This is a genomic window from Paracoccaceae bacterium (assembly GCA_033344815.1).
In the GTDB taxonomy this organism is placed as follows: Bacteria; Pseudomonadota; Alphaproteobacteria; order Rhodobacterales; family Rhodobacteraceae; genus Roseobacter.
Genome location: JAWPMR010000001.1, coordinates 2,600,276 through 2,626,012 on the forward strand (window position 1 = coordinate 2,600,276; position 25,737 = coordinate 2,626,012).

Below are 25,737 nucleotides of genomic sequence, written 5' to 3' on the forward strand. Positions count from 1 at the left end.
CTGTTTGAAAAACCATGGCGACGGCGTGAGCACACTCCTTTCACCAAAACCAACACTTATTTGATACCGCTGTATTGAGAAGACATCCCAAAAAGTGCGTTCTGGTAAAGGAAGGATCAGGCACCGATTCAATATATCACGCACCACCTCGGAAAAGAGAAAACCCCCACGGCGTGAACTTGAACGGCAGATGGAAGTGCTCATGCACTTTGTCGATGCCAAACCGGAAAACAGCAATTTCAACGAAAGAAGGCTCAGGCAGGCTGATACCGGCATCGCGGTAATAGTCGCCTACGTCGAATTCCACTTCGTACAGGCCACGGGTGACGTGTTTGCCTTGTGAAACCGGATGGTCAAACAACCCGCTGGAACTGCATTGGCCGGACGCGACGTCGATGCGGGTGTCTCCCAGCAGGATTAGTCTCAGCTTCAATCCCACGGCCGGAACGCCACGAGACACGTCAACCGCATGGATCGAAATTCCCCCAGGTTCGAAGGGTTCGGATTTGGTGTGCACACGCGTCTCCATGGTTGAAAACACTCCACATTTCGCACAGATCAGCGTTCTGATCCATGCTATAAATCAGGCCTTCCTATTTGAACAATTAGAATGATATCCAGATGCTCAACCGGGTTTTCTCAGAGGTTGAAACTGTGGCTCTAAAAATCGTTCCTCGCGCGCTCCATTACTTCGAACAGGTCGCACAATTGGGATCGATACAAGCGGCATCGCGAGAACTGGGGATTTCTGCCTCCGCAATTTTGCGCCAGATCACCACGATCGAGGAGGATATGGGAACGCAGATATTTGACCGAAACACCAAGGGTATGACGTTAACTCCAACGGGGTATCATCTTCTGGAACTCGCGCGTGACTGGCGCTTGGACAGTGCCCGCCTTTGGTCGACCGTGCAGTCTGAACGAGGGGTTGAGCAGGGCCACATCACCATTGCCGCAATGGACGGGATGGTGAATGGATTTGTGCCCGAACTTGTCAAAAGCATTGTTTCACACCTGCCACGTGTTCAGATCAGTATCGATATTACCAGCCCAATCAATGCTGCCAAAGAGGTCCTGAACGGTGATGTTGACATCGCTGCTGTCGTCAATGTTCCACCTGACGATAACTTGTTTTTTCACTGGAGCCGGGAATTTCCGCTTGGTTGTATCCTAACGCCGTCGCATCCCGCAGCGGAACTGAACAGCATTCGATTGAGCGAGTTGATCCAGCATCCAGCCGTATTTCAGGATTCGAGTCTGTCCATCCGGAAACTACTCGAAGCACACCACGGTTGGATTTTCGAGCAGGCGAAGGACACAGTTGTCGTGAACTCCATCCAACTCATGAAACAACTCGTGGCTTCCGGGCGGTATCTGGCGATAACCTCAGAATTTGATGCGGGTCCGGAACTGGAAAGCGGACAGCTCAAGTTCATTCCCATCGCTGATGATACGACTTTCAGTCAGACGTTCTCCGTCATTTCGAATCTCCAGATGCCCCGGACAGGGATATTCGATCAAATTGCCGAACTCACTGTCGACGTCCTCAACCATCGGGTCGGAAGAGGACACCCGAGTGTCTGAAACTTGGGCGCAGTGTTCTCAAAGCGAGCAGACAGAAAACAAGCGTTCCAATTTACGGTAATTCATTCTGTTTTTGGCAACAACAGCGTGTTTTTTATTCTATAGACAGCAACAAGTTCCGCCACTTACCCTCGGTATGATCTTGGGGGTTGTCGGCTTGGTTGATATTCGTGAACTCAATAATTGCGACGAAAAGCGCGCTTTGCAGCTTCTCGAGCCGGTCATCGAGCGCGCGCCTGCGGTTGTTATGCAAGTGCTGCGTCATCGGCCATTTGCAGATCTGGCGGATTTGATCTTGAGAATATCAGAGGAATTGTATGCTCTTAGCGACAGCCAACGCATGGATCTCTTTCAGGCTCACCCTGAATTGGCGACAGATCAACCGCAATCAATGACAATCGCGTCCCAGAAAGAACAGGGGCAATTTGGCTTGACGTCATCTGATAATGCCCACCGTACGCGGCTTGAAAAGTTGAATAGAGCTTACCGCGAAAAGTTCGGGTTTCCGTTCATCGTGGCGCTGTCCTCTCATACAAGCATGGACAGCGTCTTTGCGGAGTTCGACATCCGCCTCTCTGCAGACAAGACCTCCGAAATAAACCGGGCGCTAGAACAGATTTGCAGTGTCAGTGCGGAACGCGTGCGACGCACCTTTGGCGGGCCCGATGCAAATAATTCTGCGCCTGCTGACGCCCAATCTGAAGCCGTGCAATGATGACAGAGCCCGCTCAAAAATCTCCAAAACATCAAATGCCGTGGCGATGGCAGGGATTGATTGCGGGGGGAATATTGTGCGCTGGCAGTATGATCTTTATCGTAGGAGGGTGGCAGTTGGGGCTTGGGTCGCCGTTTCGCCTCGGCACGGGCGCATTCCCCTTTATCACTGGCTTCATCCTGATGATCTTGTCACTGGCCATAGCCGTTCAGGATGTGCGTTCAGAGCCTGCGCAAGAGGCTGCCGACTGGATAAGTCTTACTGCGATCGGGGCGGCGCTGGCAGTCTTTGCCGGCACTGCGGACAGGCTTGGTTTGGTTCCAGCGGTTTTCCTTACCATTCTTGTGGCCAGCGCTCCGGATCGCAATCTACCAATCGGGGGGAAAGTCGCCCTTGGTGCAGCCATATCACTCGCCGCATGGGCCATCTTTATTCAGGCACTGAATCTTCCGCTCAATGCCTTTGCGGGAGGGTAGCTTTGGACATTCTCGCCAGTTTTTACGCAGGTCTGTTGGTCGTGATGGAGCCGCATAACCTTCTGTATTGCTTCATTGGGGTCTTTGTAGGCACGTTTATCGGTGTTTTGCCGGGCATTGGCTCAATGGCTGCAATTGCTATGATCCTGCCACTCACCTTTTATCTGGAACCAACCAGCGCGCTCGTCATGATCGCCGGTGTCTACTATGGCGCCGAATATGGCGGCTCGATCGCTTCGATTTTGATGAATATCCCCGGCACACCTGCGGCCTCGATTACCGCAATCGAAGGCTATCCCATGGCCCAGCAGGGCCGCGCAGGTGTTGCGCTATTTTCGACTGCGACTGCCTCGTTTGGCGGCGGGATTATCGGAATGATCGTGATAGCCCTGCTGTCGCCAAGCCTTGCAAAACTCGCCCTGTCCTTTGGCCCGGCGGATTACTTTGCGGTTATCCTTCTTGGACTCATGGCTGCCTCCGCCGTCAGCAACGGTGGCGCTCTCAGAGGAATCGCCATGGTCGTTGCAGGCTTGATGCTTGGGACAATCGGGATCGATCTCACAACAGGTGATTTGCGCTACACCATGGGCATCCCCGAATTGCGCGACGGCATCCACATCGTGATCGTTGCAATGGGACTGTTCGGAGTTAGTGAGGTCATTGCATCGATCCGCGCCAACAAAGGCGGGTCAGCTACTCAGGACATCGACTATAACGATTTTTACCCCTCCAAAGCTGAATGGAAATCGCTTGCCGCTCCCATCCTGCGCGGGGGTGCCATTGGGTCATTTTTCGGCGCGCTGCCCGGAACAGGCCAGACCATTGCTGCAGCAATTGCTTATTCGGTTGAAAAACGCGTGAACAAACTCCGTTCCAAGTTCGGCACGGGTGTGGTGCCCGGTGTCGCGGTACCCGAAGCCGCAAACAACTCGGCAACGCAGACAGCCTTCATTCCAACGTTGACCCTTGGGGTGCCCGGAAGCCCGCCCATGGCGATCGTGATTGGAGCGCTGATGATCTACGGTATCACGCCGGGACCGCGCCTGATTACGGAAGAGCCAGATCTGTTCTGGGGCCTCGTCGCGAGCTTTTTGGTTGGAAATGTAATGCTGATTGTCCTCAATATCCCACTGATCGGGATTTGGGTGCGGCTGCTGAAAATTCCTTACAAATACATGTACCCAACGATCATAGTGTTGATATGCATCGGGGTATACAGCCTCAACAACAACGTCTTTGACGTCTGGTTGACGTTGGTCATTGGCGGGATCGGCTATCTGATGAAGCTGTTCCGGTTCGAGCCTGCCCCCTTGCTTTTGGGCTTCGTGCTCGGACCACTTATGGAAGAGCAATTACGCAGGGCCATGTTGCTCTCGCGCGGCGACCCCATGGTGTTTCTGGAACGCCCGATCAGCGCCACATTGCTGGCGCTCACTGCGCTCATACTGGCCTGCGCCCTCTTTTCGGCTCTGCGTTCACGCAGGCTTGCCAAACCAACCCCATTACAGAATTCAACAGAAGGAACGACCTCATGACCATGATGAAAACCGCATTTCTGGCAACGTCCTTTGTCACAGTTACCGCACTGGCAGCACCCTCTGCCTTTGCCGAACCAGGCGCCTGGAGCAGCGAGCCAGTGCGTATCGTTGTGACTTTCCCTCCGGGCGGAACCAGCGATCTGGTAGCACGCTTACTGGCCCAGCATCTTGATACGGATTTTGGTCAGAAAGCAGTTGTGGACAACCGCCCCGGGGCTGCCGGTACCGTCGCTGCGGACTATGTCGCCCAACAGGATCCAGACGGCACAACCCTTATTCTTGCCAATAATGCACCCTACACAATTGCGCCAACGCGCTTCCAGTCAATCCCCTACGATCCAGTTGCGGGGGCCACCCATGTTGCCTATATCGGCGCGTCCGCTCCGGGGCTTTTTGTTCAACCCTCATCGGGCATCACAAATCTCGATGAGTATATTGCGCACGTGAAAGGCACACCCATGACCTATGGTTCAAGCGGCGTCGGTTCAATTTCACATATTTTGGGGCAGGCAGTAGACGCGAAACTTGAAGTGGAATCGATTCACGTTCCCTACAAGGGCAGTTCACCCGCCATTCAGGATTTTCGTGCTGGCGTACTCGATTCCTTTTACGACATGGTCGTACAGAACAGTGACATGATCGAAGACAACGAAGCCATTGCGCTTGCAATCGCGTCACCAGAACGAAACCCACAACTGCCGGACGTCCCGACGTTTGTGGAACAAGGCTATGACATTGTCATAGAAAACTGGGTGGGACTATCCGCACCCGCTGGACTGGACCCGGCCTTGACAGCTCAAATCAATGAAACTGTCCTTGCTGTCTTCGCCACTCCCGAAGTGCAGTCCAGGCTCACCGAGCTTGGGATTACCCATACACCAATGTCCTCAGAGGAATACACGGGCTTTGTAACCAAGCAGATCGACGTTTGGGCACCCCTGATCGTTTCTGCTGGCATTGCAGAGTAGACGCTTCGGGTCTGAACAATTGGGGCCGCGCAAGTTTTGGGGGGGAGCGGATTTCAAGTGACCCCCGAAAACTGCTTTGCAGTCAGTCGAAAATCGACCGATGGCCGATGTGCATCAATTGCCCACAACACTAATGGTGAAATCGTCTCCAAAATACTGATAGTACAGTAAACTCCACAGATCTCGCGGAACGGAACATGATGGTCTCAGCATAAAAAACACCCTTCGCATCACTGCGAGAAATGACCACTGATCGACCGACGCTCGAAGGGTTGCACGCGAGACGCAAACAGATCCATTGCTTGCAAGTTCCAAAGATCTGAGGCGTTGCGGGTAAGAGGTCTTTTAACAAGACGAAACGCAAGACATCGCCTTTTCCTATCCTCGATTCCGTCCGGTGGGAGTTTACGTCGAATACGGCGACGGGTGTTTTACGTCGCCGACTTGCCGAACGATGGCGGCGATCTCCATCAGCTTCTCCGCCAGAGGGTTTGTTTTGCGCCAAACCATCCCAATGCTTCTGTCAGGGCTTGGCGGCTGGAAGCGGGCGACTGATACGGCAGCGAGCCTGGTTTCGAGAGGCACCGCCATCTCAGGGATAAGCGTCAAACCCAATCCGGCACCGACCATCTGAACCAGAGTCGAAAGCGAACTCCCCTCCATTAAATAGCGCGGGTTAGCCGTTGAAACCTCACAAAAGCTAAGCGCTTGATCCCGGAAACAATGCCCTTCCTCTAGCAGCAACAGCCGCATCTCTCCCAACATCTGCGGGCTCGGCACGGGTCTGTTCGCCTCGCTGATCGGGCGCACAAGCACGAAGTCTTCGTTGAACAACGCAAATTCCTGAAGCGCTGGTTCAGAGATCGGCAAAGCCACAATGGCCGCGTCCAGCTGCGAGTCCAGCAAATCTGTAATCAGCGACTTTGTGACGGATTCGCGCGGGTGAAGATCAACTCCCGGTAACCTCGCCGACAATGCGGCCATCACCTGGGGCAAAAGATAGGGTGCCACCGTGGGAATTATGCCGAGACGCAATTGCCCTGCCAGAGGCCCTATTGCCGAACGGGCAAGATCGTTTAACTCGCCAACCTGAACAAGGATCCCGCGGGCGCGCTCCAAAAAAGCGTCTCCAAGGTTTGTCAAACGGATGCGACGCGCACTCCTTTCAACCAGCGGCGAACCTAACATCGCTTCCAGATCCTTTATCTGTACCGAAAGGGCTGGCTGGGAAATGCCACAGGACTCTGCAGCGCGACCAAAGTGGCCATGGCGGGCAAGCGCATCGAAGTAGCGGAGGTGTTTTAGCGTCAAACCAATCATAAGCACAGGTTATCGTTTCGGTTAGAAGAATCAATTGGAGTGTATGAACATCACAGGTTAGAGTCATTCTAAACCGCGCGGGACGCGGCCTCACAGGACATGGAGTAGATGATGGACGGAAACAATGTGATACCGGGCGGCTGCCCCGTCATGCATGGCGGCAATACCGAAATGGACAACCACCCGACCAAGTGGTGGCCGAAATCGCTGAACCTCAGCATCCTGCACCAGCATGATGCGCGATCAAACCCGATGGATTCTGATTACAACCACCGCGAGGCCGTCAAAGCACTTGATTTTCAAGGTGTTTGGGACGACGTGGATAAATTGTTGACAGACAGCCAGACATGGTGGCCAGCCGACTGGGGCCATTATGGTGGCCTTTTCATCCGACTGTCATGGCACGCTGCTGGATCCTACCGCTTGGGTGATGGGCGCGGCGGGGCCGGCACCGGCAACATCCGCTTTGAACCGCTCAACTCATGGCCTGACAACGCAAGTCTTGATAAGGCGCGGCGCATTCTTTGGCCGGTCAAAAAGAAATACGGCAATGCCTTGTCCTGGGCGGACCTGCTGGTTTTGGCCGGGACCGTTGCTTATTCGAACATGGGTTTGAAAGTCTACGGCTTTGCCTTTGGGCGCGAAGACATCTGGGGACCGGAGATCGACATCAACTGGGGGAATGACAGCGAAATTCTGGCCCCCACAGAAGAGCGTGTAAACGATGTCGAGGACGCGACCTCGATGTATAATCCGCTCGCGGCATCTCACATGGGTTTGATTTACGTGAACCCAGAAGGTGTGAACGGCACGCCCGACCCTGCCGAAACGGCGAAATACGTCCGCATGACTTTCGCACGTATGGCAATGGATGACGAAGAAACCGCAGCCCTAACAGTTGGGGGTCATACGGTTGGCAAATGTCACGGCGGGCTTGCCGCTGAGGACGTGGGTCCCTCGCCTGCAGGATCGGATGTCGTGAACGCTGGCTTTGGCTGGAGCGATCCTGGTTTTGACGGGAATGCCAATACGGCCCATACATCCGGTCTTGAGGGGGCGTGGACGTCCAATCCGACCAAATGGGACAACGGGTATTTGGAACTGCTGTTCAAATACGAGTGGGAAACGAAAAAATCCCGCGCCGGTGCCTTCCAGTGGGAGCCGATCAATATTGCTGAAGAAGACAAGTTCCCTGATGCGACGGACGCTTCCATCACGCACAATCCGATCATGACGGACGCTGACATGGCGATGAAAGTCGATCCGGTTTATCGCGAGATCTGTGAACGCTTTCATAAGGACCCGGATTATTTGTCCGCAACCTTCGCGAAGGCTTGGTTCAAGCTGACACACCGCGATATGGGACCAAGAGCCAATTACTACGGTCCTTTCGTGCCCAAAGAAGAGCTGGTCTGGCAAGACCCGGTGCCTGCAGGTGCCACGGGCTACGATGTCGACGCCGTGGTTGCAAAAATAGCTGACAGCGGTCTGAGTGCCGCCGAGATGATCGCAACAGCCTGGGATAGTGCACGGACCTATCGCGGTTCTGATATGCGGGGCGGCGCCAACGGTGCCCGCATCCGCCTTGCACCACAAAAGGACTGGGTCGGTAACGAACCTGAGCGTCTTGCAAAAGTACTGGGCATTCTCGAACCCATCGCCGCTGAGGCAGGTGCATCGGTCGCCGACGTGATTGTTCTGGCGGGCAATGTCGGTATATCGCAAGCGATCAAGGCCGCAGGTTCGGACGTCACTGTGCCTTTCACGCCCGGACGCGGCGATTCCAGTGACGCTCAAACTGACGCTGACAGTTTCTCGGTACTTGAGCCTGTCGCCGATGGTTTCCGCAACTGGTTGAAAGAGGGCTATAGCGTTCCTGCTGAAGAGCTCATGCTCGACCGGGCGCAGCTTTTGGGCCTCACGGGTGCAGAGATGACCGTGCTGGTTGGTGGCTTGCGCGTGCTGGGCGTCAACTACGGCGGTTCCAAGCATGGAGTCTTCACCCAACGTGAAGGGCAATTGACCACCGACTTCTTCCAGACCATCACGAACATGGACTACAAGTGGGTGCCGGTTGAGGATGATGGCACATATCAGTTGCAAGACCGCGCCACCGGTGAAGTCAAATACACGGCGACGAGTGCCGATCTGGTGTTCGGCTCCAACTCAATCCTGCGGGCTTTCTCTGAGGTCTATGCGCAGGACGACAATGAGGCGAAATTCGTGCGTGACTTTGTTGCCGCTTGGACAAAGGTCATGAACGCGGACCGCTTCGATCTCTTGACTTAACCCCTATCATGGTTCGAGCAGGCTATAGCTTGCTCGAACTGCCTTAAGCGTCGAAGAAAGAGTGATACCAACAGATTTTGCGCAGGCGCGGACACGTAATTCAAACATTTTAGCCGTTTGCGACGCCTTGGTCGTGCGGATACGTCCAGCAAGTCCTTCAGAGTCCTACCAGCCGCTGTGACGACGCCTCAGCGCGACGACAACCGAAAGCACGCTTTTTTGTGGCATTGATGGCTCGGGACCTGTGCCAACAGACTTTGGCTGTATTGATGTGGTATTTGAAGGTTTTTGCAGTCAAGCTTGTCCGACGTTGCAAGCAGGGTTTTGCGCACCAAAATGCTTTTTGTTAAATGTCTCAGCTTTCTTGCCTAACTAACGGTCATCTCGGCGGTCCTGCGGGTGGGGCCCTTCTGTCAGCCGATTAGCCATCTCTCATCCACGTCATCCACTTGAAAAAAGCGCAAATCTAAATCTCCAATGCAGCCTGTGATGCAATGGCGTTCAAACCGGAATGCCCCTCCGGGCCGATCAAAACATAACGCGCATCCTGTGCACGCCATGACACGAAATCAAACCCGTTGATCGTCGTGTTATTGAACACAAGCTGACCTTCATGAGCCGATGAACTGCTCTGCAAACAAAGAGCAATAACCGTGCCGTCTTCCTGACGGTACATCAGTTGCGCCACGGGTTTGCCGTTTGCAACCAACAATCGACCCCCCTGAAAGGTTAGATTGAATTCGGATAGAGACGGAATGGAGAAAGTCGCACCAATTGTGTTGCCCAACCATTTCTCGATGTGATCGGACTCATCCGCGCCAACTTCGACCAGATGCCGTTCCTGTTCTGAATAGACGCTATGATAGTCGGCGATGTCAGCCAACCATCCAGCTGTCTGCGTCGGCGTGATCTGATCTTTTAACAGGAATCCACCGACCCCGCCCAGTGTCAGAGCCACAAGACTTGCCGCCATCGCCCCCCAAATCGGTCGTGCCGGGCTCGTCGCATCAGGGGATTGCGAGTCTTTGATTTGTCGGACCAGTGCCAAAGGAACCGGGTGCCTCAATTGTGCGTCAAACATATCCTGCGCGTCCACCTGCGCTTGCAACAGATCATCCAATTCGGTCTGCGCGACAGGGTCGCTCTCCAGGAGTGCTTCAATAGTTTCAGCTTCCGCAGGGTCTAGTTCGCCGTCCAGATACGCGCTTAGTTTCATTGATAAATCTGTCACTCTGCGACCCCTTCCAAGTCCGATAGTACGGCGATGACGGTCTTGCGAGCGCGATGGACCCGGCTCATCACAGTTCCAATCGGAATGCCCAGCAAATCTGATACTTCACGGTAGCTGTAGCCTTCGGAACACACCAACATCAGAGGCTGGGACAGATCGCTGGGTAATTCTTCTATTTTTCCACGCGCCTGTTGCGCCGCCAGCTGATCGACAGCGGTATCCTCCACACGCAGCGCGGACTCCTCTTCTGCCGGGACCTGCCCCTGTCCAACGCGAACCTTACGCTTGCGGATTTCTGATATCCAAAGATTTCGCAAAACTCGGAACATCCACCGATCAAGCGGTTGAGAGGGATCATATTGCCCCCACTTCTGGAGCGCAGTTGTGCACGCATCTTGCAACAGGTCATCTGCGTCGGGACCGGATCGTGTCAAACTGAGCGCAAATCGACGCAACCTCGGCAAAAGCTCGATCATCTGGGATTTAAATTGCTCGAACGTCATTGCGGTCCTGTCGCTATAATCTGCCCGCGCCATTTTATTGGCCTGATACTGTTCTCTCTCACATCAAAGCACTCGTTTCGGCGACATCTGCAAGAGGCTCCGTCGCGGTTTTTTTTGCGGCCTCCAAGCCTACATTCAGTCGGGCGCGCATTGGGAACCCATCCACCTTCTCCCATACCCCGTAATTGGTGCACAGCGTCCAGAACACTCAACACCTGTGATGCTATGCGCAAGACTGGCAGCCCACACCCAAAAGTAAAGCGCAACATTTTTTTCCGTCGCCAAAAGCGAAAACCAACCTGCAGCCTGGTACAGCCGGGTCTTCCAGTCCTTGCGTATGGCGCAATATTCACCTGCCAATTCCAAATCAGTCCTGTGCATTTCTTGGGGCAAAAAGAGAAGCTGCATTCAGTATCTGCTGAAACTACGTTCAAGGATGGATAATTATTCTTTCCAGGAAAGATTGCGCCCATTTTCCAACCATCAAGCGCAGAATTTAACCATCGTGTCGCGCTCAGGTTCAAAGCGATGGCGAAAGGCCATCACCTTGGCCTACTGTGCCTCGATGTTAGAAGCACGGCGCCTTGAAGCCCTGGTGCGCGGCCAACAAGCTGGACAACGGAAGACATGCTATCCTACCTTTGTGGCGTATTTGCATAATCACATCCGCGCCAAGAAAATGACGGTGACCTATGAATCCCAGCACCCCGTACGTCCGGCCGGTGGTTTCCTCAGAAACGCTCGTGAAATGGCAATACCTGGTAGACCAGATATCCGATATCGCAAAAGTTCCGGCCACGTTGATCATGCATACGCAAGACCAACAGCATGACGTCTATGTGTCCAGCGCGGGAGATGAAAACCCTTACGTTGAAGGCCAGTCGTTCCAACTTCACGACAAACTCTACTGTTACGGCGTCTTTGAAAACGATGGAGAGCTGTGCGTAGAGGACGCAACAAGTGACTCGCGTTGGCATGACAATGCCGATCTGGAATTCAGTATGAGCTTCTATGTGGGCCTTCCGCTGAAATGGCCCGATGGGGCTGTTTTCGGGACCATCTGCATGCTGGATCGGAACCGCAATGAGCGTGCGTTACAATTCAGGGCAGGATTACGCCAGTTTTGCCGGATCGTTGAAGATGATCTGGCATTGCTTCAGGAAAACGAGCACCGCAAAAAGGCCGAAGCGGATTTGAAGCGAGAACTGGATTCCCGCGAAGCTCTGATCAACAGACGGACACAGGATCTGGAAGACGCAAATACCGCACTTCGTGTTTTGTTGAAAAGTGTGGAAGCCTCCAAATCCGACATCGAAGAACGGATTGCGCAAGAAGTGAAAGAGCTGATTTTGCCCCATATCAGTCGGTTGCGGCAGCTAAATGCAGACAATGACAGGAGCCTGTCCCATCTGGAAATTGTCGAGGCGAACCTCAAAAACATCACATCGGCTTTCAGCGGCAAACTGGCGCAAACGCTCGAAGCTCTGACACCGACTGAGGCCGAAATCGTACAGTTGATCGTACAGGGTCGCAGCACCAAGGAGATTGCAAGTACATTGTCGCGTGGCACCAGTACGGTGGATTTTCACCGCAATAACATTCGGCAAAAACTGGGCCTGACGCATCAGGGAAAAAGTCTGCGCCAGCATCTGAGTTCCTTGGTTCAATAGGGGGAAATCCCCCATATTAGCCCCTTACTTTTCTATCAAGACGGTTCTGTTGTTTGCCTCTACTTTTTTCGCATGCCGCTGATCCTGCGGTGGGTGAAAACAGGGAAAAGCAACAATGGATAAGAAAGATCTAAAACCGATTAAGCTGAACGGGCAAAAGGACGATCTCGCGCCTGGTCTGTCGCGCCGTTCATTTTTCATGGCAGCAGGGGCCGTTGGTGTTGGCAGCGCGGCCAGCCTGCTGGGCACGGCGTCCGCGCAAGCGCAGTCTACTGACTGGACCCAACCGGGAAATAATAACCACGTGATCGAATTGCAAAACGCCTCAAGTTATCCTGATGGTGCGGTCACGGTCGAGTATTTCGGTCACTGCGCCTTTAAGATTACATCTCCGGGTGGGGCATCCGTTGTTGTAGATCCATGGCGGGATGATCCGTCCGGGGCCTGGGGGTTGTGGTACAAAAACAAATTCCCGGAAACGGTCACAGACATCACTCTGTCCACCCATACACATTTTGACCACGACGCGATTGATCGTCCCGTGTCGACCATGGTGCTGGATCGCATGGTGGGGTCATTCGAGTTTGCGGACCTGAAGATCACTGGTTTTGCAGACAAACACGTCTGTAAAGCGCCGGGCTACTACGATTGGACCAACGCGCTTGCTGAATTTGGGGTGGAGGCCTGTGCACCCAATAACGTGGGCCATATGGATATGGTGGTCTACCTGATTGAGACTGGCGGCATCCGCACCTTGATCTGGGGCGACAACCGCGCGGATCCCGGGCCGGGATTCTGGGAGGCCATTGGGACCGTCGATGTATTGACCCTTCCCGTGGATGGATCAGAGCACATTCTGTCTTACGAACAGGGCAATGCGATCGTTGATCGGTTGAAGCCCAAAGTGGTTATTCCGACGCATTATCTCAATGAAACAACGACTTATACGCTATCGACACTCAGAACAGCGGATGAGTGGGTTCAGGGTCAGAAAAGCTTCCAGATGCTGGATGCGGGAAGTGTTTCACTGAATGCAGCCGAGGTTGGCGGCATGGATCGTGAATTCATGTATTTCGGCCATAATGTCATGACGGCATAACATCAGGAAAAAGGACAAGGAGCCAGTTCATGGCTCTTTGTCGAACTTGAAAACACGGTGGCGCAACGGGCGCGCGGGTACAGACCTGTGATCTACGCAAACAGGTCGTATGTGCCGATATCTGCAGTCATCACGCCGATCGTTTCACGGACATGCGCCACCTCCGCGTCACTGGAGGTTTCTTCATCTACCCAAATGCGGGAGCTGTTTCCCAATGCATCGTACCGCAGGTTCGCCGTATCGCTGCCATTGAAGGTCTGCATCTGAGCAAACAATGCCTGCCCTGCGTTATGCGCAACGAGGGTAGGCTTATGCGTTACACCATTGATTTCACCTAAGGACACTCCGCCAGAATTCCCATCCTCGATCGCAATCCAGTCAAAGTCTTCCACCACATGGCCGCCTCTGCTTTCTTCTTCCTGCAAGCGAAAGCGAAACCCATCGGCATCGACCATATCCACGCGACTGGTCACTGTATCCCCGCCGCGGTTTGACGTCACCTGCGCAAACACCAGCGGGTCATCCTCAAAACCATCGCCAAGATCGACGCGCTTTACGGTGTCACTTGCCGCATCAGATCCCGCTGTGATGGTGCGCCCATCTGCCAACGCGTGCGTGCCTTCACTGGCGGCCATCCAGCTAATCGTTTCGGTGGTGTGACGGCCGTCAAGATATTCCCATTCCTCCATACGGAATTCAAATCCGGTATCAGTTACATTTTGCACGCGGATCGTGACAGGATCGCTGCCCTCACTGCTCGCGGGTCCCATCACAACAACGGCATCCTTGATCTCCTGATCGAATGTGACTTTGTGCCAGATGTCAGGAGAGGCCTGCGCGACAGTCTCAGCGCCGATTTGTAGTGTCGCACTGGGCGTAACCGGCACTTCGGGTGGCGTGTTTCCACCGTTGTCGATTTGCAAAGGTGCAGAGGTACGAGCAAAATTCTGCGTCACAAACAGACCGTCCCAGCCCTTGTATTCGCCGCGCTCAATACCGATGCCGATCACTTCGAGGTTCGGATTGAGGATGTTTGCGCGGTGACCCGGGCTGTTCATCAAGCCCTGATGCAGATCAACGACATCGTCCGAGAGTCCCGGTTGTCCACGCACGCTTTGCCAGGCGATATTTTCCGCCGACTGCCAGCTGCCAGTAAATTCAAAACCTGCATCCCGCATCCGTTCCGTGGACGATGATCCGTTGACGCCGGTATGACTGAACCGATCCGTATTGATCATCCACTGGCTGTGATCTTCCGCGGAATCGTTGAGGCGAAGCTCGAGTCGCAACGGATCCAAACCAATCGAGAGACGTTCTGTGTTGATCAGATCCAACATCTGGCGTTCGAGTGTATTTGCTTTCGACATAGTTCCTGCGTCCTTCCTGTTATTTGCCACGGCTCAAGCGGTAGAGAGACACAACGAACCTGGGAAGGCAGCTAGAGGTGCTGCGACTTCAAAAAGCAGAAAGTCGCGCAATGATGGGGAACACCGCCGAAAACAACTGATTTTGTCAATTATGATTCAAATTTTGATGAAATCAGGGTGGACGCGAAAAAAGGTTATCCGGTTATCGCGACAACCTGCAATTTAGCAAAACGACCAGAAGCCGGTCTTTGACAACACTTTCAACGGCTCTGTTGGAGTAGTGTGGCCGGGCGAAACAGTAGGCATCTGTTGCTTTGCTCACGCTGCTGGCTTGAGTGGATTTGCAACGAACACGGATCAGTCAAGGCACGGCCATTTGAGCCAATGAAAGATCAATGTGCAGGGCACAGTCCGTTCCTTTGAAAAGGGAGACGTAGAACAAAACCTAGTCTTTGAGTTCGGTTTCAACAAACGTCATTGGCTCGGTTCCACGATTGACGACGTTGTGCTTCACGCCCTTGGATCGGCGATACGCGTCGCCAGCCGCTACATCGACCTCGCGAGCAGAACCGCCAGGTTCTTCGAGGAGGAAAGCGCAATCTGTGACCGCCGTCACGACGTAGTCATGGCCATGCACATGCCAGCCTGTTTCAGCATCAGAGGCGAATTCGAACCGTGTTACCCTTACGCGCTCGTCGTCTACAAGGACTGTCGCTGTGGCCTGTGGTCTGTGCATTTTCCCGCTCCTTTATTATCCTATTCGAATGAACATAGTTGGGTGTGACGCTATTTGCGTGATCATGACCGCAATTTCAGTTCAAGGCGATGTTCCAAACCTATGCGCCCTTGAAAGACTGGTCCGCTATCTGACATGCCAAAGCCTCGATAAACTGCAAGTGCGGGGTCATTTCCTGCATCGACGGCAAGTGTCAGGGTTGTGGCTTCAGGCCAGTTGTTTTTTGCAAATGCGACGGAGAGGCCAAACGCGCGCTTTCCAAGGCCTTTGCCCTGATCGGTTTGTGCGATTTTGAGACCATGCAACGATATTGCAGGGAGAGGCACCCAAGGTGGCGATAGCGGTGGCCGTTTCAACAAAACCAGCCCAACCGGCCGCTCAGCCTGAAAAAAGCATACACCTAGAATGTCGTCCGGGTGCGCATCTTTCCATTCAGCAACAGAGGCTGCAAATGACCCGCCCAAGTCCTGTTGTTTCTCTGAGACCTTAAGCTTCGTCAGGACTTCCAATTTTCCTTCGCTGATCTCCCGAAAGTCTCTTGCTGTAAAGTCAGTCACGCACACCTCTATTTTGCGGTCTTGTTGGGCCGTCCAAGAACAAGCAACAAGCCAGCAGCGATTATCAAACCTGCACCGATGAGCGTCATCAGAGTGGGTACTTCCCTGAAGATCAGAAAGCCAATGATGGCGCTGCCTACCAGCTCAAGATACACCAACGGTGCCAGCGTGGACGCATCCGACAGCCGGAAAGCCAAGATGGTCAGGATATGCGCGATGGCTGAAAACAACCCAAGACCCAAGAATAGCCAAACAACGTCGATCTGGGGCAATTGAAATGCAAAGGCCGCCTGCGGGCTTAGCAAAACAGTGCCAGCAACACATTGGAACGCCAGCGTTTTGATGGGGTCGCTGTGCTGTGATGCTTGCCGCGTAGCGATAAGGTACAATCCAAAGAACAAGCCTGCGCCAAATGCCAGAATGACGCCTTCCTCAATCTGTCCTGATGGGCGAAGGACGACGATAGAACCCGCAAATCCTATCCCAAGGCTCAACACTTTGCGCGTTGTCAGTGTTTCGCGAAGGAAGAGGACAGAAAGAACAACCGCAATGATCGGCCCAACAAAGTATGCGGTGACGGCAAGCGCGATAGGAATACGTGCAATCGCCATGAAGTAGAGTGTCATTGCCGAGACGAGAAACGCAGTACGAACAAGATGGGCAAATCTTTGTTCGTCGGGAAAAAGTCGTGTGCCATGAAACCAATACGCCATTGGCAATACGAACACCGATGCGACTGCGTATCGCGCCCAACCTATGAACAGAGGTGAATGGCTGGAGCTCAGATACTTTGCGATGCCATCAACAACAGGAACCCCGAGCATAGCGACCGCCATAAGCGCGATGCCGCGCGCATTTGAATGTGCAGCCATCAAGTCTCTTCCTCACTCTCTTTTCGGTACCACAAAACGATGACAACACCGCTGAACCCTATCACAACTACGGGCAAAAAAGACCGCTGGGGGTAATACATCATTGGTCATTCTGGAATGGAAGGGGCCAGGATCGAGGGGACTATTGCATTGACGCGTGACAAGCTAATTTTGAGCAGCGCACAGGGCAAAGATGCATAGAAAACAGTCATTCGAACGATATCGCTACCCGACAATGACCCTCTTATCCGCCCTGCGAATGTACCTTCTTTATCCGCTGACCAACCTGAACATTGCGAATGTTCTCGATGATGTGGATGTTTAAGTTCACAAGATGCAAAATCTCCGAGTTATGAGGAAGACGGAGTTTAACACGATTGAATTCGCACAAGTTGCTCCAGACTTGATGGAAGGGAACAGAGTTTCAAATTTGCCTCACAGCCTCGGAACATGCCTTGCTGACCGTGTTGACTCTAAGGCACTGATCATCTCGGGAGTCCTGTCTTTTGATCTTATCAAGATAGCTTGCAAGAAGACAAAATGGTTCAAAATTCAAATTTACCGCGCCCGAACCTCACAGATAAAATCCTCGAGTGACCAGAGCCAGCCACACTGCGCATCGATGTAAGTGCTGTGAACTGGGAGGAGACGACGAGCTGCAGACTGGACGCCACCATCTGGTCAATCTGCGACTCTGAAATCGCCGGTTCCAGAGTCAATGAGTGCTTTCGGCTGATCTTCTCGGCTTCCGCTAAAACCTGCCGGCAGCGATCCTTGCAGGTGGATTTTGCCCCCAACATTGCCCTCGGCTCGTACAACTTGAAAAGTCTTCAGACCGGGAAACAGGTAATCCGGCTTGTGCTTGTGTTCTGTCACAGCACCTCGGATTTGCCTGATTTCGTGCGCCCTTAGAACAGCAGCTAGTTGGTTTTCCAGTGATTGGCCTATGCAGGACTTGCGCCGATTCCACGCACACGGGAAAAACTGATGAAGACGTCAACATTTGTGTCGCCGCCGTCAATGAACTCAGCCGCGATACGAGACGACACAATCTTGCACTCCAAGCCCCGGAACGGGTCTTCTTCATGGTCCAGTCACTTGATATGTGCAGCGTCCGGGTCGTCCTCGGCGCGGACCTCGGGCAGGGTTGGGCGGTCCAGATCAGAGAACTCAGCCGTATTCGGGAATGTGGTGTCAAACTTCTCGATTGTGCTGTCCAACTTGCCGGCTTCCGGTTTCTCAAACTCAACGCCAATCTCGTCGAGAATGAAGCGAGCCGCAAAATACAGCTCAGGTTCGTCGTCGGAGAACTCTCGCGAGACGAATTCCTCGCCTTCGGGGCGCAGCCCGAACAGCCAGAAAAGCTGCTGCTCGCTGGTGGATCCCTTCGGTTCCATAATGAACCACAAGATAGCGCCCTTGTCTTTTGCAATGAATAAGGATGTCGTCCGCCTTCATGGCCTCTTATGTGAGATTTGAGGGGAAGTAGTGCCGCGATTCGGCGGCGCGTGGTTTGTTGAGCCTTGTATCATAATGAGTGAACCAGCTTTCTTCGCTGATGCAATATTTTCAAGTTTCTTAGAAAAACTGTACCGCCGAGCCAACACGAAAAGGTAATCCTGCGAAACAGAGGGAAAATCGAGAAGCATTCAATCTGACGACGCCGCTTACAACACCTGAGATAAGCCACGCAGTCAATCGCGCTAATCAGCGAGAATTTCCGATTTCCAAGCCGCTGCTATGGCTCGTTTAAGTTACGACGGAGAATGTTTCAGATCCGGCACTCGCAACAGCAAGTGTCATGACAAAGCCGTTTGGAAGGAGGGGAAAGGTCTTGCCCGGAGCCATTCACGAAATCCGGCACCGGGCATTCTCTTCAAAAAATACTTTGCATACTCGTTAACTACTTGCTCGGGCGACAAACCGACGCCCCAAATTTTTCTCAGGTCCGGCACCCCTCAGTTGGGGATTGGGTGCCGGAGGGACGAATCGGCCCTGAAGTTCTTATAAGCGATTGGTCTTATGCACAGCGTTGTCATGACCGTTGTAATCGCGTTGTATTTGTATCCGCCGTCGTTGTAATTTGCCTGCTCCTCCACCACTTGTGACAGTGGCGTTGCCGGGCAACTCAACTTTTACCATCACGATATGGATTTTACCTTTGCCAAGGTCGCGCTAGACCGCAGCAACACCTTTGTTGTTGTACCGCTGGCCATGAATTTGCAGCGGGCCAGTGTCTCTTTCATAAAGAGAAACTGAAGCTGCCGTCTCCCAAGAGTGCGGCGCCGTGTTCACTTTGTTATCCTCGATTGGGTCCGTTGTGGCCACATTGATGAAGGATTCCACTACGGTTTCACCAGCCAAACACATGGAATGCAAAGTCTCTGTCGTTATTAGTAGGCTCGTTGCAGGCCACAATGCAGCTACCGCGTTGCAGAGCCCGTACAGCACCGTCCTAGATCTTGAGCGCGTCATTCCCAAAAAAATCGTCTAATGGTGTTGCCACCGGACGACATGAACCGCGACTCGAGCCGACCTCCCGTGTCGCTGTTACCGTCCAATACGTGCGGCAGCACGACGTGGCCAGTGGCCAGCGTGGTAGATTGCAGATCATCATCGCTGCCACGGGGTACACTACGCCCATGTATCACCTCGGCTTCCCGTGAATCCGGGGCTTGACGCAGCTTACCGCGTGAGAAAAAGGACGATGCGCCCCTCCTGCCAATCGAGTGGCCATCCAGCCATCGGTGCCCGCGCTACCGTTGAAACCCGTCGCAAAAGGTCGAGATGATCACAGGTCATGCTCTTTCATGAAATCCCGGATCGCATCCATCCCTACACGCCAGGCGGGTTCATAATCTACGAGCACATGATTGCGGCTCTCCAGTGGCACAAAGCGCGCGTCCGGTATGCCCGACGCCACCGCACGACCCTGCGCGAGAGGAATCCGCTGGTCCCCCTTGGCATGGAGAACAATCGTGGGGACTTTGACCAGACCTAACCTGTCGCGCACGTCGATGTCGCCGAACGCATCTTGAAAACGCGCGGCATTTTGAGGCGAAGTGGTCTGGCGCTGGAATTCGTCAAACCAGGAGAGATCATCATTTTCCGCGTCGGGCATGAACGTTTTGGAAAAGATATGCCGATACGCAGGATTTTCTGTCCCCCATCCGACCTCAGTCAGGTTACGTACTGCCTCGCGACGCGCCTGCTCTTCGGGGCTGGCAAGGTGTCGCCAACCTGCTGCGTAACTGCCCACGAGAATGAGCCCCGATACGCGTTCGGGATGGCGTACGGCATATTCTATCGCGACCGCCGCTCCCTGTGAGATGCCAATCAATGGAAACCGCTGCAGTTGCAGTTTATCGACAACAGCTTCAAGATCTTCCACGAATGCTTCAAAACTGAGGTTTTCCACGTCCCAATCTGACAGGCCACAGCCTCGTTCGTCGTACCGAATTAGGGTTCGATCCCGCGCGACCTCCGCGAAGCATTCACCCCAGATCGGCGTTGTCCAATCAAATTCAAGGTGATTGAGCCAATTCGCAGCTTTCAAAATGGGGCGTCCTGATCCAATCGACGCATAGGCAATCTTGGTCCCGTCCGCGGCATCGCAAAAGCCGATGCGTTGCGCGCGCAACGCGCTCGTTTGCCGAGGCAATCGCTGGTCCCGCGCTGCCGGCAAGTCAATCTCGCGCTTTCCTGGTCCTTCGAGGATATTCTGCGCTTCCGCGAAGCCTGGCTTCCCCCGCGATTCTTCAAAAGCCCTTGCATCCTCGGGCGCCAAATTATGCCACAGCCGCATCCATTTGCGAGTGTCGCCAGAGCGCATAGCAAGTAGTTGGAGAACCTTTTTACGGATTGCAAAGGCGTCGTCCCGCACCTCGGCCAACCATGACTGAAAAGCATCGCCGCCCGACTCGTCAAGACCTTCGAGAACGACCCCATCGAGGTTCATCGCCAAATCTTCTAACTCGACAATCGACAAGTGCTCATCACCGCCTCGCAGCCGTGTTTGAACGTCCAGAATGTCAATTCCCAACCCTTCAACATCGATGGCCACTCGTTCACGGTCCGCAACAACTCGAACGCGATCAGGTCCGTCGATCACTTTGCGCAGCTTGCTCAGTGACCACCGCAGAGCAGCTTTTGGATCATCCGGCAGATCCCAGAACAGCTCACACAGGCGCTCTCGTCGATGCGGGCGACCGGTTTCAACCAGGAAAGCCAACAAGGCACGGGTTTTACGCGAAGCCGGGAGTGAAACATCTTTACCATTTCGTGTCACCCGTAAGTCGCCAAAAAATGAAATTTCAAGACTTGAGGACATGTCCACTAACTCTGGTGATCTCAATGACAAATGGCGCACCTGCGAGAAAAATTTAACCCGGAAGACGATCATCAGTAGATGGTCGCAGATGAGGCCCTTCGCAATATTAGCATATGAGAAAACAGGAGACTTTACCAAGAGGTGTGTATTTGGGCAGATTTTCGCCTAAAACGGGTAGTGCCACAAACTCTTGGCCAGTTGCTGTCTGTTGTAGCATGCCGCTCCAAGGAACAGCCTTCCACAGCAAGGATTGGGTTTGACGCGTTGGTTGGTTTCGTTGGCACTGCCGCATTCGCCATCAACGGGGACAGAAGTTGAAGGAGGTTTCTATCCTAAGCTGCTGATTTGAAAGATCAGCAGGAAAGGCGATCTGGATTCGGTCGCCTGTTTCGATGTTGGCGAGTTGACCTTTCTTGATAGATCGGGCTGTCTCAATCCCCTTTAGTACTTTCTTGGCAGCGGTAAGTTTTCGGACGCTTCTTGTCGGCCGTGGAAACTGAATCAGGGCGGCGTGATCTGCCTCAACCCTATTGCTAAGATACTTGCGATCAACGTTTTGGGTCCAATCCTCCGGCCCATTCCCGAAATTCACCTCTTCGATTACTTCAACCCATCTATGGGCTTTATCTGTGACAATCGTGATGGGCTGATAGCGACGGACCGTCTCGCTCGGCGCATAAAAACCCTTGCCGCGCTGGCGTTTCTACGCGCTTCTCTTATCAATACTGCGCATTGATTGCGGCAATGGTTTGGCGGAAATCGATAAAGCGACCACAGCGCTCTACTGCGCGCCTGAAATAACATCATCAGCCGGTTTGCGGATTTCGGGGCCAAACTTTTGAACCCACAGATAGTTTGTCGCAGCATCCAACCGGATCTCACACTCAGCCGAAATCACTCAAATCGCGACATGAATGCGGGTAACGGCACTACTAACAAGATCATATCATTGGGAAGACAGTGCTGTTTGAATAGATCGCAGCGCGGCATGGCCACCCCCTAATTCAATTGACGAAACTGTCGCAGCAATCCCACGCTAATTCAGCAGAGCTTTTAGTCGTCCGCATGGGGTTTGATCGTGGATGGCAGCAGGTCACAAGGAATAGGTTACAGGGCGACAGGCAGCCGTTCAGTCATGCGAAGTCCGTCTCGATATGGAACTCCAGGTCCTATTTTTCGACCACATTATCGGTAATCTGCTCGTTCCCGTCTTGGATGGGCGAATGGCGTGCCGGGGCTGTTGACCGAATCGGAAAAACACTCAGGGTCGGGTTAACACTTTATCAATAGAGGTATTTAGAAATGGCGATCCCAATCGATTGGCTTGACGATTTTCTCGTGGATGCGGGCTCGACGCAGGCGGGTTTTCAGACAACTCCGAAGATACTCGGCCTTGCGAATGGTGGCTTCGTCGTAGCCTGGTTGGAAAACGGGTCTGATGTCATCGGTACAAGCACCGGCAGTGATGTACTGGCCAAGATATACGATGCTGAGGGAAACCTTCTCGAGGGCCCCTTTCAGCTGAATTCATTCGCAAATTCAGATGATGAGCGCAGCTTCGACCTTGCCGCCACGCACGACGGCTTTGCGATGATACTGATCGATGATGAGATTGCCGACTCAGACAGTACCAAAGTGGTTTTCGAGCGGTACGATTTCGATGGTGACCGCGTGCCGGGATTGGGCGGCGCGGCCACTCTGGCGGATGGAAACTCCGAAACCGGGTTTTTTGACAACCCTACCATCGCGGCAAATCTCATAGCTGGTATTGATGGTTTCTTGGTGGCCTATGAGCGTGGAACGGGCACAGATACCGATATTCTTGCTCAGGTGATCGACGAAACCGGCGCGCCCTCGTCTCAGTTCGACGCCGCGCAGAACAGTAGTGATTATGACCGGCTGGGGGAGATTAGTATCCTGAGCGATGGCAATTTCGTTACTGTCTACGAAGAAGATGACTCAGGCATAAACAGCCTGGAGTTCTCCATCCGAGGCCCGGATGGTTCCACGATTGGCCCCACTGCGTTTGCGCTCGCGCAGGAAGGAAACGATCCAAGTGTTGCCGCACTTGAAGGCGGTGGCTTCGTCGCGGTCTACGAGCTGGCTGGGGACATCCTGTTCCGCACCTTCGACAATGCGGGCACTCCCCGGGACAGTGGCACGGTTTTCTCCAGCTCTGATCGTCTGGACAATGCTGTTGTCGCTGGGTTGCCTGACGGCAGTTTTACAGTGGCCTGGAACAACGACAGCAAAGGTGATCTTTTTGTGCGCAGCTTGAACGCGGACGGTTCGCGAGACGGGCCCGCCCGACGGGTGGGCGAAAACCGACCGACCGAGATCGACATCAGCGCCACAGGGGATGGCCGCATCCTTTTGGCATGGCAAGCGCAAAGCGGAGAAATCTTCTCAACGATATTGGACTCGCGGGACCGGACAATCGATCCTGGTGATTTCGCTGTGGAAAGACCACATGTGCTGACCTCGAATGTCATCACGACGGGTCCAAGCAGCACGACCGTTCTGGCAGGCTCCAAAGGAGATACTGTGCTCGGCCAGGGGGGCAATGACGATATCTTTTCATCGGGCAGTGGCCGCTATTTCGGGGGCGCGGGGGATGACGATATCTACACGGCTGATCTGACAGGTGATGTGGATGTCGAAGTGCTGGACGGGGGCGCGGATCAGGACCGGTTGAACACAACTGCATTCTCGGGCGATCTGAGCATTGATCTGGTCACGGGCGAAGTCGGCTATAACGGGGCACCCGCCGCTGGTGTGAAGTCCTATGTCAATTTCGAGCGTGCCACGACCGGGGAAGGCGATGACACGGTCATCGGAACGGATGGCGATAACATCATATCCACTGGCGGTGGGAACGATACGATCTTCACCGGGGATGGCGATGACTCCGTTTTTGCCGGGGACGGTGATGACGTGATCGATGCGACCTGGACCAGCGGTGCCAACAGGATCTCTGCCGGGGCAGGCGATGATGTGATTTTCTCTTCAGGAGAGGGATCCATGTTCGGCCAGGGCGGGGATGATACAATTTTTGTTGGCCGCGGGCCAAGCGCGGTACTAGACGGCGGCACGGGCACAGATACGCTTAACACTACGGCCCTGAACGGCAGCTTTAGCATCAATCTGGCGACCGGGCGCAGCAGTTTTGCCGATAAAACCTTCCTTAATTTCGAGAACATCGTAACCGGGAACGGCGATTACACGTTGAACGGCACGTTCGGCGACAATGTAATCACGACCGGTTCCGGCAAGGATCGCATCCTGAGTCTGACGGGGGACGATATCGTCAACGCCGGCGCTGGCACGGATGTCATCTTTGGCGGGGATGGCAGTGATATGCTGAACGGGGAGGACGGCAATGATCAAATCTTTGGAGAGGCGGGTGATGACACTCTTGAAGGTGGCGCGGGAGATGACCTGATCTCTGCAGGTGATGGCGAAGACGTTCTCAACGGGGGCGACGGGAACGATATTCTGGAAGGCGGCGCAGATGCTGACAGGCTGTTCGGGGGCGACGGAGATGACATTCTGCGCGCCGGTTCGGGCTACGATCAAGTCGATGCGGGTGATGGGAACGACATCGTTTTCGGCGGCAGCGAGGATGATTTCATCGGGGGCGGTTTGGGCGATGATTTCATTTACGGGGGATCGGGTGACGATCTGCTGAATGGCCGCGAAGGTGACGATACTCTTGTGGGCATGAGCGGCTCTGACACGCTGAATGGCGGAGTGGGCAACGACATCCTGCGCGGTGGCGAGGGGAGCGACTTTCTGACGGGTAATGAAGGCGATGATCTGATGTTTGGCGGTACAGGGGACGATATCCTTTATGCCGGCGATGGCGACGACACGCTGGTCGGTGAAGACGGGGATGACAGCTTCCGCGGTGGTGATGGCGAGGATATCCTGCAAGGGGGAACGGGGAACGACTTCCTTGAGGGGGGGGATGGAAATGACATCCTCGCGGGGGATAATGGTCATGATTTTCTGGTTGGTGGGCTTGGCGCGGATACGATGAGCGGGCGCCAGGGCGATGACACCTTCCTTTTCTTTGATACCGAGGAGTCGACGCGACTTGCATCTGATGTGATCATGGGGGTCGAACGCGCAGGGCTGGAGGGCGGTGATATCATCGATCTGGGAAACATCGACGCGGATACGACACAAAGCGGGGGTCAGGCTTTCACCTTCCTGGGGGCGGTTACCAATGACATCGGATTGAACTTTGGCGCCGGTGGCCTGTGGCTCAAAGACTTCGGCAATCAGACCCGGTTGTTCGGCAATACCGATGATGACGATCAGATCGAGTTTGTTGTGCGGATCAATGATGGCGGTTCAATATCTGCGGTCGACTACATTGCTGGTGACTTTATCCTTTAGCGGCTTGGGGACCACAGGTGTTTTTCAGGACCTTGCAACTCCAATGGGTCACCTTGCGGACCTCGGGCATGAAACGGTTTT

20 protein-coding genes are annotated in these 25,737 nt (G+C 53.9%); 10 read left to right on the plus strand and 10 right to left on the minus strand.

Annotated elements, in window-relative coordinates; translation table 11 throughout:
- Positions 1–136 precede the first annotated feature (136 nt).
- The gene (locus R8G34_12080) at positions 137–517 is read right to left on the minus strand and encodes a hydroxyisourate hydrolase (GenBank protein MDW3223600.1); all 381 of its coding nucleotides are present in this window, start codon (positions 515–517) and stop codon (positions 137–139) included.
- A gap of 104 nt (positions 518–621) precedes the next feature.
- Here R8G34_12080 and R8G34_12085 point away from each other — a divergent pair, with 104 nt between their 5' ends.
- The 5 genes from R8G34_12085 to R8G34_12105 all read left to right on the plus strand — a co-directional run bounded on the left by R8G34_12085 (position 622) and on the right by R8G34_12105 (position 5,281).
- Complete coding sequence (locus R8G34_12085) at positions 622–1,584, plus strand: LysR family transcriptional regulator (protein MDW3223601.1); 963 nt, start codon at positions 622–624, stop codon at positions 1,582–1,584.
- Positions 1,585–1,720: 136 nt separating this feature from the next.
- Positions 1,721–2,299 carry a 2-oxo-4-hydroxy-4-carboxy-5-ureidoimidazoline decarboxylase gene (gene uraD / locus R8G34_12090; GenBank protein ID MDW3223602.1) on the plus strand — a complete coding sequence of 193 codons (579 nt, stop codon included), beginning with the start codon at positions 1,721–1,723 and terminating at the stop codon, positions 2,297–2,299.
- A gap of 35 nt (positions 2,300–2,334) precedes the next feature.
- Positions 2,335–2,775 carry a tripartite tricarboxylate transporter TctB family protein gene (locus tag R8G34_12095; GenBank protein ID MDW3223603.1) on the plus strand — a complete coding sequence of 147 codons (441 nt, stop codon included), beginning with the start codon at positions 2,335–2,337 and terminating at the stop codon, positions 2,773–2,775.
- A 2-nt stretch (positions 2,776–2,777) separates the two neighbouring features.
- The gene (locus R8G34_12100) at positions 2,778–4,310 is read left to right on the plus strand and encodes a tripartite tricarboxylate transporter permease (protein MDW3223604.1); all 1,533 of its coding nucleotides are present in this window, start codon (positions 2,778–2,780) and stop codon (positions 4,308–4,310) included.
- The gene (locus tag R8G34_12105) at positions 4,307–5,281 is read left to right on the plus strand and encodes a tripartite tricarboxylate transporter substrate binding protein (GenBank protein MDW3223605.1); all 975 of its coding nucleotides are present in this window, start codon (positions 4,307–4,309) and stop codon (positions 5,279–5,281) included. Before R8G34_12100 ends, R8G34_12105 begins: the two co-directional genes overlap by 4 nt.
- Before the next feature lie 405 nt (positions 5,282–5,686).
- On the opposite strand, the gene R8G34_12110 is transcribed toward R8G34_12105, so the two are convergent.
- The gene (locus R8G34_12110; protein MDW3223606.1) at positions 5,687–6,601 is read right to left on the minus strand and encodes a hydrogen peroxide-inducible genes activator; all 915 of its coding nucleotides are present in this window, start codon (positions 6,599–6,601) and stop codon (positions 5,687–5,689) included.
- A gap of 111 nt (positions 6,602–6,712) precedes the next feature.
- Here R8G34_12110 and katG point away from each other — a divergent pair, with 111 nt between their 5' ends.
- On the plus strand, positions 6,713–8,890 hold the full coding sequence (gene katG, locus R8G34_12115) for a catalase/peroxidase HPI (protein ID MDW3223607.1): 2,178 nt from the start codon (positions 6,713–6,715) through the stop codon (positions 8,888–8,890).
- Between the two features lie 466 nt (positions 8,891–9,356).
- On the opposite strand, the gene R8G34_12120 is transcribed toward katG, so the two are convergent.
- Positions 9,357–10,121, minus strand: a complete 765-nt coding sequence (locus R8G34_12120; protein ID MDW3223608.1) for an anti-sigma factor — start codon at positions 10,119–10,121, stop codon at positions 9,357–9,359.
- A complete protein-coding gene (locus R8G34_12125) occupies positions 10,118–10,657 on the minus strand; it encodes an RNA polymerase sigma factor (protein MDW3223609.1) in 540 nt (179 codons plus the stop codon). Before R8G34_12125 ends, R8G34_12120 begins: the two co-directional genes overlap by 4 nt.
- Positions 10,658–10,961: 304 nt before the next feature.
- On the opposite strand from R8G34_12125, the gene R8G34_12130 reads away from it, so the two are divergent.
- From R8G34_12130 to R8G34_12140, 3 genes are all read left to right on the plus strand, one after another.
- Complete coding sequence (locus R8G34_12130; protein ID MDW3223610.1) at positions 10,962–11,456, plus strand: hypothetical protein; 495 nt, start codon at positions 10,962–10,964, stop codon at positions 11,454–11,456.
- On the plus strand, positions 11,431–12,294 hold the full coding sequence (locus R8G34_12135; GenBank protein MDW3223611.1) for a LuxR C-terminal-related transcriptional regulator: 864 nt from the start codon (positions 11,431–11,433) through the stop codon (positions 12,292–12,294). Before R8G34_12130 ends, R8G34_12135 begins: the two co-directional genes overlap by 26 nt.
- Before the next feature lie 115 nt (positions 12,295–12,409).
- Positions 12,410–13,393, plus strand: a complete 984-nt coding sequence (locus R8G34_12140) for an MBL fold metallo-hydrolase (protein MDW3223612.1) — start codon at positions 12,410–12,412, stop codon at positions 13,391–13,393.
- 92 nt (positions 13,394–13,485) lie between these two features.
- Here R8G34_12140 and R8G34_12145 read toward each other — a convergent pair whose 3' ends face one another.
- From R8G34_12145 to R8G34_12170, 6 genes are all read right to left on the minus strand, one after another.
- Complete coding sequence (locus R8G34_12145) at positions 13,486–14,760, minus strand: CAP domain-containing protein (GenBank protein MDW3223613.1); 1,275 nt, start codon at positions 14,758–14,760, stop codon at positions 13,486–13,488.
- A gap of 445 nt (positions 14,761–15,205) precedes the next feature.
- Positions 15,206–15,496, minus strand: a complete 291-nt coding sequence (locus R8G34_12150; GenBank protein MDW3223614.1) for a cupin domain-containing protein — start codon at positions 15,494–15,496, stop codon at positions 15,206–15,208.
- 62 nt (positions 15,497–15,558) lie between these two features.
- Positions 15,559–16,053, minus strand: a complete 495-nt coding sequence (locus tag R8G34_12155) for a GNAT family N-acetyltransferase (protein ID MDW3223615.1) — start codon at positions 16,051–16,053, stop codon at positions 15,559–15,561.
- Between the two features lie 8 nt (positions 16,054–16,061).
- Entirely contained in the window at positions 16,062–16,925 is an 864-nt protein-coding gene (locus R8G34_12160; protein MDW3223616.1) for an EamA family transporter, read from the minus strand.
- A gap of 1,094 nt (positions 16,926–18,019) precedes the next feature.
- Positions 18,020–18,322, minus strand: coding sequence for a hypothetical protein (locus tag R8G34_12165; protein MDW3223617.1), 303 nt, complete (start codon positions 18,320–18,322; stop codon positions 18,020–18,022).
- Between the two features lie 1,394 nt (positions 18,323–19,716).
- Positions 19,717–21,255: an alpha/beta fold hydrolase gene (locus R8G34_12170; GenBank protein MDW3223618.1), complete on the minus strand. Its 1,539-nt coding sequence runs from the start codon at positions 21,253–21,255 to the stop codon at positions 19,717–19,719.
- 1,302 nt (positions 21,256–22,557) lie between these two features.
- Between R8G34_12170 and R8G34_12175 the strand changes: the two genes are divergently transcribed.
- Positions 22,558–25,656 (plus strand): calcium-binding protein, encoded by a 3,099-nt coding sequence (locus tag R8G34_12175; protein MDW3223619.1) that lies wholly within the window; start codon positions 22,558–22,560, stop codon positions 25,654–25,656.
- Positions 25,657–25,737: the final 81 nt, after the last annotated feature.